Source organism: Bacillus sp. ISL-55 (genome assembly GCF_018613155.1).
Lineage (GTDB): Bacteria > Bacillota > Bacilli > Bacillales > Cytobacillaceae > Mesobacillus.
The window spans coordinates 12,459-24,509 of sequence record NZ_JAGGQU010000041.1 but is presented as its reverse complement, the minus strand read 5'-3'; the positions used below and the strand labels follow the sequence as shown (position 1 = coordinate 24,509).

At 40.9% G+C, this 12,051-nt stretch carries 13 protein-coding genes; 3 read left to right on the top strand and 10 right to left on the bottom strand.

Annotated elements, in window-relative coordinates; translation table 11 throughout:
* Window positions 1-154: 154 nt before the first annotated feature.
* A complete protein-coding gene (locus tag J7E32_RS23005; RefSeq protein ID WP_353654071.1) occupies window positions 155-253 on the bottom strand; it encodes a YjcZ family sporulation protein in 99 nt (32 codons plus the stop codon).
* Between the two features lie 295 nt (window positions 254-548).
* On the opposite strand from J7E32_RS23005, the gene J7E32_RS18780 reads away from it, so the two are divergent.
* Together J7E32_RS18780 and J7E32_RS18775 are read left to right on the top strand one after the other, a co-directional pair.
* Window positions 549-1,685 (top strand): SGNH/GDSL hydrolase family protein, encoded by a 1,137-nt coding sequence (locus tag J7E32_RS18780; RefSeq protein ID WP_286183534.1) that lies wholly within the window; start codon window positions 549-551, stop codon window positions 1,683-1,685.
* Window positions 1,686-1,748: 63 nt separating this feature from the next.
* Window positions 1,749-2,342 (top strand): DUF502 domain-containing protein, encoded by a 594-nt coding sequence (locus J7E32_RS18775; protein ID WP_214910617.1) that lies wholly within the window; start codon window positions 1,749-1,751, stop codon window positions 2,340-2,342.
* Window positions 2,343-2,631: 289 nt separating this feature from the next.
* Here the strand turns inward: J7E32_RS18775 and J7E32_RS18770 are convergent, their stop codons facing one another.
* The 4 genes from J7E32_RS18770 to rsgA form a co-directional block, all read right to left on the bottom strand.
* Window positions 2,632-3,132, bottom strand: coding sequence for a PTS sugar transporter subunit IIA (locus J7E32_RS18770; RefSeq protein WP_214910615.1), 501 nt, complete (start codon window positions 3,130-3,132; stop codon window positions 2,632-2,634).
* A gap of 33 nt (window positions 3,133-3,165) precedes the next feature.
* On the bottom strand, window positions 3,166-3,600 hold the full coding sequence (gene msrB / locus J7E32_RS18765; RefSeq protein ID WP_214910678.1) for a peptide-methionine (R)-S-oxide reductase MsrB: 435 nt from the start codon (window positions 3,598-3,600) through the stop codon (window positions 3,166-3,168).
* Window positions 3,600-4,139 (bottom strand): peptide-methionine (S)-S-oxide reductase MsrA, encoded by a 540-nt coding sequence (gene msrA / locus J7E32_RS18760; protein WP_214910613.1) that lies wholly within the window; start codon window positions 4,137-4,139, stop codon window positions 3,600-3,602. Before msrA ends, msrB begins: the two co-directional genes overlap by 1 nt.
* Before the next feature lie 145 nt (window positions 4,140-4,284).
* Window positions 4,285-5,334 (bottom strand): ribosome small subunit-dependent GTPase A, encoded by a 1,050-nt coding sequence (gene rsgA, locus J7E32_RS18755; RefSeq protein WP_214910676.1) that lies wholly within the window; start codon window positions 5,332-5,334, stop codon window positions 4,285-4,287.
* A 600-nt stretch (window positions 5,335-5,934) separates the two neighbouring features.
* Between rsgA and J7E32_RS18750 the strand changes: the two genes are divergently transcribed.
* The gene (locus J7E32_RS18750; protein ID WP_214910611.1) at window positions 5,935-6,696 is read left to right on the top strand and encodes a DUF4397 domain-containing protein; all 762 of its coding nucleotides are present in this window, start codon (window positions 5,935-5,937) and stop codon (window positions 6,694-6,696) included.
* 163 nt (window positions 6,697-6,859) lie between these two features.
* Here the strand turns inward: J7E32_RS18750 and J7E32_RS18745 are convergent, their stop codons facing one another.
* The 5 genes from J7E32_RS18745 to J7E32_RS18725 all read right to left on the bottom strand — a co-directional run bounded on the left by J7E32_RS18745 (window position 6,860) and on the right by J7E32_RS18725 (window position 11,925).
* Window positions 6,860-7,444 (bottom strand): YpmS family protein, encoded by a 585-nt coding sequence (locus J7E32_RS18745; RefSeq protein WP_214910609.1) that lies wholly within the window; start codon window positions 7,442-7,444, stop codon window positions 6,860-6,862.
* A 34-nt stretch (window positions 7,445-7,478) separates the two neighbouring features.
* Window positions 7,479-8,291: an SGNH/GDSL hydrolase family protein gene (locus tag J7E32_RS18740; protein WP_286183531.1), complete on the bottom strand. Its 813-nt coding sequence runs from the start codon at window positions 8,289-8,291 to the stop codon at window positions 7,479-7,481.
* Between the two features lie 277 nt (window positions 8,292-8,568).
* The gene (locus J7E32_RS18735) at window positions 8,569-9,153 is read right to left on the bottom strand and encodes an SCO family protein (RefSeq protein WP_214910607.1); all 585 of its coding nucleotides are present in this window, start codon (window positions 9,151-9,153) and stop codon (window positions 8,569-8,571) included.
* A 98-nt stretch (window positions 9,154-9,251) separates the two neighbouring features.
* The gene (locus tag J7E32_RS18730) at window positions 9,252-10,226 is read right to left on the bottom strand and encodes a nucleoside hydrolase (RefSeq protein WP_214910606.1); all 975 of its coding nucleotides are present in this window, start codon (window positions 10,224-10,226) and stop codon (window positions 9,252-9,254) included.
* 73 nt (window positions 10,227-10,299) lie between these two features.
* A complete protein-coding gene (locus J7E32_RS18725) occupies window positions 10,300-11,925 on the bottom strand; it encodes a sensor histidine kinase (protein WP_214910604.1) in 1,626 nt (541 codons plus the stop codon).
* Window positions 11,926-12,051 lie beyond the last annotated feature (126 nt).

Sequence of the window (12,051 nt, the reverse complement as noted above, 5' to 3'; positions counted from 1 at the left end):
CATTGGTAAATATAACAAATGAAAGCAGGAGAGTCAACCAAAATAACGAACTATATTTTGATACACACAATATAATGTTCGTATTTTTAAAAATAAAATAAGAGGCTGCCTCTGTCAGGCAACCTCTCTAATTATTTAATATCCGTGTTTGTTTTTACCAGTTGTAGCTGCAGCAAGCACCAATGATGATTAACAAGATGAACAATACAACGATCAATGCAAAACCGCCGTATCCGTAACCAGCACCTGCCACTCCTGCATAAGGATAACCTCCGCCACAGAAAGTACCTTGAACACCTTGAACTCCTTGAACAGGCATAGGGGCATTATCATATCCGTACATTCAAAATCACTCCTCGTTTGTTTTTGAATTGCTTTCCCTTTACGGTATGATATGGGTACTTGACCCGTTTGTGCATTTGCCTATTTTTTGAAATTTCCCGATTTTTTAAAAACTCTCTATGATCGCCGATGTGGAATTCAGCTAAAGTCCTAATCATATCGCAAGAAAGAAAATTTTATTTAATATTTCAGATAAAGCATCTAAAATGGAAATAATGACCTTATTTTCCGGAGGGATATCAACAAGAATGAAATTCAGCGCTAAAAAAATTTACAGTATAGTCTTCATTATTGCCGCCGTTATTTATTTTTTGGCGATACAGACAGAACATTACCTTTCGAAGGATTTAACAGTTTATGAAAAAATCGCCTCTGGTTCATCGTTTAATTATTTGATAATCGGAGACAGCATTGGCCGGGGTGCTGGAGCAGAAAATAAGGATATGCGCTGGTACAGCCAGCTAGAGATGCTTCTTAAGGATTTCAGCGGATCCCGGGCAAGAAGAAATATGCTCGTACAGAGTGGAGCAACCTCTTTTGAAGGAATTTACAAACTGCAAAAGTCGCCGAGATTCGGGGACAGTGATCTCATCTTTATTGTTTTTGGAGAAAATGACCGTAAATACATGGATTCTGAACAGTTTACTTTTTTTTACGAAAAATTGATCCGAGATGCAAAGGAGCGTTACCCTGGCTCAGAAATCATCACTATCATTGAAAGTCCTTTAAAACAAGAACCATTTGCTGATGCGATTAAAAGACTTTCCACCCATTATGGAGCAAAAACACTGGACATGCGCATTCCCTTCAGGCAATCTGGAATGCTCACAGAACAGCTAACGACTGATATGGTACACCCAAATGGCAAGGGGTATCAATTGTACGCTGCTTCTATACTTGAACTGATCAAGAAGAATATCGAAATAGATGCCGAGATTGCCAGTCTGCCAAAACCCTTAATCCGGCAACAAAATTTATACTTTTATGAAAAAAAGCTAGTAACTGCACGAAAAGGATTCAATAGTGAAAATGGAATAAATATAAGCACAATACCCGAAGATTATCTAGAGTATGAATTCGAAGGCCCCATCCTTGGGGTAAATGCCATTCGAAGTCCGGATGGAGGTACAATGAAGGTATATATTGACGGGGAATATGTCAGGACACTTTCCGCATGGTGGCCTTTTACTCGTGAAAGGTATCTTTATATCGCAAGCGGTCTGGAAAAAGGCCGGCACACTGTCCGATTTGAAACAGCAAAAAACTCGTCTCTAACTAATACCAGCGAAAAGTCAGTCATCCAGATTTCATCGATAATCGTCGCCAAGGTTAAGAAAAATTAGTCATAGAAAAATCCGGTTAAAAAGTGTATGATACTTCCATATGTTTTGAATAAGGAGTTTACTATGAAAAGTGTACTGAAGAATTTCATTAATGGGATCCTGACAATAGTCCCGATCATTCTCGTTATCTATGTCATTTATAAAACATTCATGTTTTTGGACAGCCTTCTTGGTAATGTTCTGAAGCCATATTTGCAAGAAAGGTACATTCCTGGTATCGGCCTTCTGACGACCCTTGTCCTTATCACCATTCTGGGCTGGTTGTCCACCCGATTCATAGTCGGAAGTATCATCAAGTTAATTGACAGGTTATTGGAAAAAACTCCTTTTGTAAAGACGGTTTATTCAGTTATAAAGGATACGGTCCATTCCTTTCTTGGCGAGAAAAAGTCGTTTTCCAAGGTCGCTTTGGTTACGATTCCTGGCACAAATATGAAGAGCCTCGGATTCATTACTACAGAAAATCTGCAGGCATTCCATGAGCCATTGTCAGAGCATGTTGCTGTCTACGTGCCTCAAACTTTCCAGGTAGCCGGGTTCACTTTCCTGATCCCAAAAACTGAGGTAGAAATCATTGATGTCAAGCCAGAAGATGCGATGAAATTCATCCTCTCTGGCGGAATGACTTCGTCTGCTGGACAAAAGTCTGTTAATTAAAGATTGTTTTCCTAACAATTGTTGTTAAAATCCTAAAGACGATTTCAACGTAATCTATACAGATTTTGCAGGTCGGCAGTAATTTGCAAGCTCTTTTTTTCGTAAGAAGCTGCACCATTACGAAGGAATATAGGTCATTCAATTTATTTTTGTATTCAATAGCAACAAAGTTTGAGAAAAACAGCCTAATGAAAACAGCCGCTGAATCAGCGGCTGTTTTCATTTTGGCTTTTACGGTTGTTTTCGGGTGACTTCTTTCTGCCGAGCATCCCGATAAAAAGTATTTCCGCTATTCGAAAGTAACCTCAAGGATTGGTGTCGCACCCTTTTCGACTTTGCCTTCTGTTAAAACCTTCAGTGAAGCAGCTTGATCTGTGTTAGTGATAATGACTGGTGTTACCTTACTTTTTGCCTTTTCACTGATGATTCCCATATCAAAGGTCACTAGCTTGTCCCCAGCCTTCACTGTATCACCTTGCTTGACATGCGTCTCGAAGCCTTCTCCCTTGAGGGAAACAGTCTCCAATCCAATATGGATCAAGATCTCTGCTCCGTTTTTCGCCCTGATTCCGACAGCGTGCTTAGTTGGGAACACCTGCATGATTTCACCATCAACCGGTGATACAACAATGCCCTCTGATGGCTCAATTGCCAATCCGTCCCCCATCATCTTTTCAGAAAAAACAGGATCCGGAACTGCACTTAAGTTTACTGCATTCCCGGTAATTGGTGCTAACAGCTGAATTGTTTGAACCGGTTCTTCTTTTTTCCCGAATAGCTTTTTAAACATCGTAATCATCCCTTCCATTCTAAGAGCTATTGATTAATCCCGAAACAGCTTGAGGTAATCTCCATACCCTTCCTCTTCCATTTTTTCTTTCGGAACAAATCTCAATGCAGCGGAATTAATGCAATATCGCAAACCATTCTCTCCCGGGCCATCATCAAACACGTGACCCAAATGAGAATCTGCTGTCTTGCTCCGCACTTCAGTTCTGACCATAAAATGGCTCATATCTTGTTTTTCAATGATTTCTTCATCCATGATCGGCTTAGTGAAGCTTGGCCAGCCGCATCCGGCATCATATTTATCCCTGGAACTGAATAGTGCCTTCCCTGAGACGACATCGACATATATTCCCTCTCTTAGATCATTCCAATATTCATTCCTGAAAGGTGGTTCTGTGCCATTATTTTGCGTAACCTCATACTGCATGGGTGTCAGTTTTTTCTTTAACTCCGCTTGATCTTTTTTCATCATTGCTTTTCCCCCCAATGATTCTTAATAAAAGCTGAACGTCCTGAACCAACATGATAAGCATTATATCTCTCTGGGTTTTTCTTATAATAATGCTGATGGTATGTCTCGGCAGGATAAAATGGTTTTGCTGGCAAAATCGGAGTCACGATTGGCTTCTTAAAGACCCCGCTTTCCCCAAGCATTTTTTTCGATTCTTCCGCTAATAGCCTTTGCCCTTCATTATGATAAAAAATCGCGGTTTGGTACGATTGTCCTCTGTCGTAAAACTGGCCTCCGGCATCGGTCGGATCTATTTGCTGCCAATATAACTCCAGCAGCTTTTCATAAGGAAAGATATCTGGATTGAATGTGATCTGAACTGCTTCATAATGACCGGTTGTCTCGCTGCAAACCTGCTCATATGTAGGATTCTCTGTCGTGCCTCCCGTATAGCCGGAAACAACGCTGACAATCCCTGGCTGCTCATCGAACGGCTTGACCATGCACCAGAAACAGCCTCCGGCAAATGTCGCCACCTCATGATTGCTTTTTTCCATAGTGACACCTCTTCTTTCATGCTTTGAATAACTCAATGAACACTCTTCTCAAATACTTATTCCCTATTGTATAACTTTTAAAGCAAAAAACACATTGAGAACTCTTAAACAGTAACAGCCCCTTCCGGAAAGAAGAGGCTGTTCATTATTTACGCTTGTACTTTGCATTGTGGCGGGCTTCTTTACTGATGTTTTTCCAGTGTTTCTTTTCATCAGCCTGCGCCTTTTTATCCAGCTTCCTGTCAATAAAAGCAAGTTCTTTTTGCAGCTTTTTATAGCTCAAAAGCCTGTTTTCATCAAGAAGTCCATTGCTGATCGCTGACCTAACTGCACAGCCTGGTTCATTCTTATGACTGCAATCACGAAACTTGCATCCATCCGCATATTGCTCAATATCAGCAAAGCTCTCGATGATTCCTTCCTCACTTGACCAAAGCTGAATTTCCCTCATTCCCGGTGTGTCAATTAGTATCGCTCCACCAGGAAGCAGAACCATTTCCCGATGAGTCGTAGTATGCTTACCCTTATCATCGGTTTCCCTAATCTCCTGGACCAGCTGCTTTTCAAATCCTGTGAAGTAATTGACAAGACTAGACTTGCCGACTCCTGACGATCCTATTAAGGCCACTGTTTTACCTGGTGCAAGATAGGGTTGAAGTTCCGCGGTCCCCGTTCCCTCTAGAACGCTTACTGCAATTACAGGTATCCCGATGGCCACTGATGAAACTTGATCCATCTTCGCTTTTAAATCTGTCACTAAATCGGCTTTGCTCAAAATGATGACAGGGTTTGAACCACTTTCCCAGGCAAGCAGCAGATATCGCTCAATTCTTCTCAGATTCAAATCATCATTGAGTGAATTTACGATGAACACTGTATCAACGTTCGCTGCGACAATCTGCTCCTCGGTAACCTGCCCAGCAGCCTTTCTGGAAAACTTGCTTTTGCGCGGCAAGACTCCCTTGATTATTCCCCGCATTTCCCCTGGGGAAGTTTGTACGGCAACCCAGTCACCAACTGCCGGCAGGTCCTCACGACTTATTGCTTCAAATGTTAATTTTCCAGCTAAAGTGCACAGGTATTCCCCATCTTCCAGCCATACCCTGTAACTATGCTTATGCTCTAAAGCTACCCTTCCGAGCTTGAATCCATTAGGATAATATTCATTAAAATGGCTGTTCACTTCAGCCGTCATTCCGATATTTTCAAAGTTATTCAATTGAGTTTTCCTCCAAATGCTTATTAGTAAATAAAAAAACCACAGGCACGCACAGCCCGTGGTTCATAAGCATGGAGAAAAAAGACTAAATAGTCGTTTGATCCGCTTAGGTTAAGGGGCCGTGCAACAAGTAATCGACATCATCAATACATTTAACATTCTGCTCATTGCACTCCACCTGCCTCTCGTTAAGTTATTTATAGTATATGGAAAAACATTCCTCATGTAAAGCTTTATTTTTTGGGCTCTGTTAAACTGGACTGCTGATTTTTCGTTCCAGGCGCTTCGCTTTCCGCGGGAAGAATATGAAAAAGACCAACTACCGTCTTTTTCATGATCAATTCTTCCTCGGGGCTGGCGATGAGCCTCCTCGTCGCTTCGCTCCTGCGGGGTCTCATCTGACCAGCTAATCCCGCAGGAGTCTACGCGCCTTCCACTACAATCAACAGGGCTATAAAACAACATTGGGCTTTAACAGTGCCATTTTTTATATAACTACTGACGCCATCTCGCACCTATTGCGCCCAATTTGCATATTTTACATTTGAGCATTCAATAAAATTAGGAGTGAGGGGTATGTCCACTAGGAACCAGAATGATTACCTGCATAAAGCGGCCATGTATGATTTATTGGCTAATTATTATAAATACCTTGACCCAAATAGGCACGTCATGTATTACCACAAGCACCTGCGTAATATAAATAAGGCAGTCCAGTTAATGCGCTCTTATACTGTACCGACCAGTCAATCGAACACATTAACATCCATGGTGCGTTTTTTGCATGCTTCGCCTGAGGTGGAGGACGTCGATATTTATATAAACGGCAGCAGAGTGCTCCGCGACTTCAGCTATAAAACGAACAGCAGCCATATGCAGCTGGCCCCAGGGAAATACCAGGTCGACATATATCCTGCCGGAGATAGCGTTTCTACAGTTATCAGCAAAAAGATTACGGTCGAACCTGGGCGAATTTATACAGCTGCCATTGCCGGGCCAGCCAATAAGTTAAAGCTGCTAATATTTGAAGACAACCCGCAAACACCGGTAGGAGAAACTAAAGCCAGGTTTATCCACCTTTCTCCGGACGCTCCTGCAGTAGATATCACAGGAAAAAATGGAGATGTAATATTCCCGAACGTATCTTATAAACAGGCAACAACTTATTTAGCCCTGACACCAATGACCGTTACATTAGAGGCAAAAGTTGCCGGTACTAAGAATACGGTTCTTACAATTCCTGATGTGAAATTGGAGCCAAACAATGCTTACACAATCGTCGCTGTGGGCACTGCAAAAGGAGAACCGCCAATTGAAGTAATTTTATTGCAAGGGTAATAAGGCCGGTTGCCCGGCCTGACTTTTTTTCTGCTAATTGGTCATTTAAAGCTCCTAATCTATCCTTTTCAAAAAATAGATTTTGAATTCCTATTTTGTATTCAATAGCAACAAAGTTTGAGAAAAGAGCAAATAAAAAGAAGGCACCCTAAAGAGTGACTTCTTAATCTGCTGGAACAAGCAGGGTAAATTTAATATTGTCCTTTTTCAAATCAAATTCATTAACACGGACCTTGGTATCACTTTTCAACTTCAGCTTCTGCATAGAAACATATACTCTCTCTTCCTTTGGCTGTATAATTACAGCATCCGGCAAATCGTAGCTGTCACGGACAAATTTAAGAACAGTTGATACAGGAAGATTGAGTTTCCCCACTGAAATGGATCTCTGGTTTAAAATTAAATCACCATTCTTCAATGCCTGGGGTTCAAAGGTCAGCTTCAACCCCAGCTCCTGACTGAAGAGCGGCAGCGTCCCATATAATTCTACCTCATCTGTCAGCAAAACCTGATAATCCATCTGACTATTTTTTGCTTCTTCTTCTAAGTAATGATTGATGACCCTGTTTAAATCACGTTTGTTTGTCGATACATTAAAAGCAACATCATCTGTTCCAGTGCCATCTGTCCCTGGCTTTACTTTTGTTTCCTCTACTGGTGAGGCTATGAGGATCCAAATTATCAGGATGGCCGCTGCCATGATACCCAACAGAATAAAGAATCCGATTTTCCATTTGTTTTTTATCATTAATCTTTGTAACTCCTCTTCCGAATCTTATGTCTTAGTTAGACATCGAGTCAATGACCTGTTCATCAAGGATATCATAAATCCGATCAGCAATTAATTGGTACCCCCGGTCATTTGGGTGAAAATAATCAGTATATAACAGGTTTTCTTCATTATTAAGGAAAATATCATGAATGTCGACAAAATATGCATTCCCGTCCTGCTCGACTATTGAAAGGCTTTGACCGTTCCACTCATCCACTATTAAATTCATTTCCTTAACATCAGCAAACCAATTGTAAAATGGATTGTAGAGGCCGACTAAAACGATCGGAGCTTCTTGGTTTTGGTTTCGAATGGCCAAGAAAATTTCCTGCAGGTGCATAGCGAACAATTTTTGTTCTACTTGGAAATGATTTAGCTTAAGACTTGAAAAATTCTCTTTGACAACCTTCATTAAATCATTCCCGCCTATCGTTAATATGATCAGGTCGGCTTCTTCAATAGACGATTGGACATTTTTGTTTTTCAGTCTTTTCAGTAGCTGGTCGGTCCTATTTCCTCTCACACCAAAGTTTTCGAAATTCGCATTTTTAATTGTTTTTTCATTCTCCAGTTGCTGTGCAAGGTATGGGATATATCCGCCTGTATTCGTACTGTCCCCAACACCCTGTGTGAGTGAGTCCCCCGCAGCAACAATATGCAAATCCTTTGGAAAAAATGAAGGCGGCAACGCTTCCTTAAATTCCAATCCTGTTTCCTTGACCTTATTGAAGTTCCCTTTTTGCAAATTTTCAAACTGACTGCAGGATCCTAATATCATGATCATTGTCAGTGCTACATAAAGAAAGGTGAATTTCTTCAACAATATAGATCACCTGCCTTTAAAAGTATAATCATTATAACATTTAATGCTTTTTCTAGGGTGATTCACGCATTACTTTCCTTCAAGCCGTGTCGGCTTTCTCCAGATTGTAAATTTAATTTGTTCAAACTGGTGACACTTATTCCCCGACCGAACAAGAAGCGGAAGCTCCTTGTTCTGCCCCGACAACTGCTGCTCTCGCCTATTACGCCACAACCAGTGGCTGGCGGGTCTATTACAATTTCCTTAAAGACGAAAAAAACAGGCCACAAATTGCGGCCTATTGAAGTGTTTTAATATCTTCAATTATTCGATCAAAAGGGACTTCCTGCAATCCGGTGTAATATTTCCTCATGTCCCCGTTTTGATCGACAAGATAAAAATCAGTACCATGAATGACCTGATCCCCGGTCTCTGGCTTCTTTACTAAAGCCTTGAAGCTTTCAAGCGCGAATTTTTCTATTTCCTCTTGTGTATAACCTGTAAGGAACGACCAGTTCTTGAAATCAACATTGAACTTCTTGCCATACTCCTTAAGCACCTCAGGATTATCCACAGCAGGATCTACACTGAAAGAAACAATCTCCACGTCTTTAAGCCCTTCTTCTTTGATCATGTCTTGAAGCTTCGCCATATTGGCCGTCATTGGCGGGCAAACATCAGCACAGTTCGTGAATATAAAGCTCGCCATCCAGACTTTTCCTTCTAAATCCGCTTTACTTACTGATTCACCATCTTGATTCGTGAAAGTAAAATCCTCGATCGGATAGTTCTTCGCATCCTTTAGGCCGCTGTTTCCACACCCCGCAGCGAAAATGATTACTGCTGCAAGCATGAGAAGCGTAAAAACCTTTTTCAAAATCATCACCTGCAATCTTTCGAATAATGTCCATAGACAATTCTAGCAGACGCATTTGAGAGAAGAAAGAAAAAGGTATGAAAGAAGTGTGAAATTATCATCATTTACCCTGTACCATTGTGGACCTGTGAATTTTTCATCGTAATGAAGAAATCTTTAATGAACTCGGTATAACTGAAGTTTACAGCTATTTTATGAACTGGATATGATGCTTTTTCAATTGAATTCCTGAAATCTCCGATGCTCTGTCCAAATGCCTCACCTTTATTCACGATAATTTTAACCGGAATTTCTCGGTAGACCACATGGGCTTCCTTCACCAACGCCCATAATGCAAGAACATCGTGTAGAGGGGCACCCGTCAATTCAGGATTTCGCTCCTTATAAAATTTGTAGTAATAATCGAACATTGGCTTCACCAGCTTTCCTACTTCACTACCAATAGTATGGTAATGCGCATCTAACTCATCCATCAATGCCGGTGTTACGATCGCTCCACTTGTCACATCAAGTGGAATGATTTTCACCGGCAGTTTCGCTTGTGTCAACACAATATTCGCTGCATATGGATCTCCATAAAAATTCGCTTCAGCCACCGGAGTAACATTTCCAGGTTCGTTGAATGCACCGCCCATAATGTAAAAGTCCTTTACTTTTTTCATGGTTCCGGGATAGAGAATGAAAGCAGCCGCAAGCGATGACAGCCTGCCTACATTCACTATAATAATTTCGCCCGGATTTTTTTCGATGATTTCCTGGATGCCATGGAAGTTTTCAAGAGTGTAATCCACATCAATATCAGGGATGATTGGCCCGAGTCCTTCAATGCCGTGGACGTCAGGCACATATTCTGGCGGATCTCCTGTCAATGGCAGTTCTGCACCTGCAAAAGCTGGAACATCAGGTCTCCCTGTAAGCTTTTGTAAATAAGCGGCATTACGTATTGCATCTTGTTTTGAAACATTGCCATAATCGGCAACTACACCGACCAAATCTATTTCTTTGTTAAAAAACGCATATAATACAGCAATATTGTCATCTATCCCAAAATCACTAAAGAAAAGTATTTTTTTAGCCATATCCGGGCACCCCCTTTTAAAATTATATTGTGGGCTTTGAAAATAATCGCAAAAAAATAAAAAGCCCTGAATATTACTCAGGGCTTTCTGTAAATATTGGGACCATTATCTCAAAGGTAGTGCCTTCACCTTTTTTGCTTGATACCTTTATCTGTCCTTTCATCCTTTCAACTATCTGGTAGCAAACCATCAGTCCCATGCCTGTTCCGCGTTCCTTCAACGAATAAAAAGCCGTTCCAAGTCTTGAAAGCTCCTCCGCGGTCATTCCGATGCCCGTATCCTTGATGACAAATATACCGAAATCTCCTTGCTTCTCAAGTGTCATGCTAAGTTTTCCGCCATCCCCCATCGCCTCAATGCCATTTTTCAAGATATTGATGAGTACTTGTTTTAATTCACTTTTATTGCCCCTTATTTTCACTTGATCCTTGATTTCAGTGTGCAAAGAAATGTTTTTTGACATCATGGCGTAAGAACTCATTAAATCCATTACCTGCTCCGTCATCTCTCTGCCATCGATGATTACAAGGTTTCCTACATCCGGCTTGGCTAGACTCAAGTAGTCATTTATTATTGTCTCCGCCCTGTTCAATTCTTCGATCATAAGTTTTAAATACATATGATCTTCTTCAGACATATCTTTTGAAAGGAAAATTTGCAGAAAACCTTTCACAACAGTCATAGGATTTCTGATCTCATGGGCAACAGAAGCAGCCAGCTGGCCTATCGCGTTCATTTTCTCGGCACGTTGAAGCTCGTGCTGAAGTTTTGTACGCTGAAATATATCCTCCATTGTGTTGATTGCTTCCTCTAATAAAAGCGACTCCTTATCCTCCAGGGATGTTTGGCCCAGTTGCTTTGATGCGGCTGATACCCTCTCGAATAGCTGGGAGAGCTGGGAAGCCATCTCATTGAATTTTTCGCTCAACAAACTTAATTCTGATTGATCATGGACTGGCAGCTTAACGGTGAAATTGCCAGAACTGATTTCCTTTATGCCAAAAAACAAGTCATCTACTGGTTTCATGACCTTCCTAAGGCCCCAATGCAGAATTACATATACAACAGCCAGGATGGCCGCCATCTCCATTAATAACAGCAAGAGTATTTCCATCTGATTTTCCTTGATAATGGATGCCTTTGCATCTATCCCAAGTATAGCTACCACATTTCCACTGCTATCTGTAATTGGGGCGAAGGATGAAATCCAAGACCCGTATTGATCAGTGAATATATCTGTACTCGTTATAGTCTTATTTTCCCTTGTATTCCGAAATGCACTTATAAATTCTTCACCTGCATCATAATACATCAGGGAATCGAATGAATAATCCCTATAAATATCAGATGCTGAAAGGATGTAAACTTTCTGATTTGAATATTCTTCAGGCAGGATAACATAAGCCCCAAGGAATGACGCACTTTTGTCTCCCACCATAGTCAAAAGCTTTTCAAGGCGCCTGATTGAAGGGTTTGACTCATCCCGGTATTCATCAGCCTTTCTAATATCCTCAGGGTCAAGTGTAGAAGACCAAATTCCTGCGACTCCTTCAACCTTGTCAGCCATTTGAGTTTTCAATTGTCTTGACTGCAGGTGGAAGCTCGTAGCCATTATCGATACGACTACGACCGTTGTGATCATAAATGAGAACATTAATACCTTTTTGAATAATGGCAGGTTCTTTACATTTAGCTTCATATTTTAATTGTCACATTCCGTTCTATGCTAAAGTGAATATTTGAAAATATTCGACATAAGCCTTTAAATATCCTGTGTTTTTAAAAAACTTTGGTTAGTTAAAAAGAACGAAAAAAGTCCTGAAAT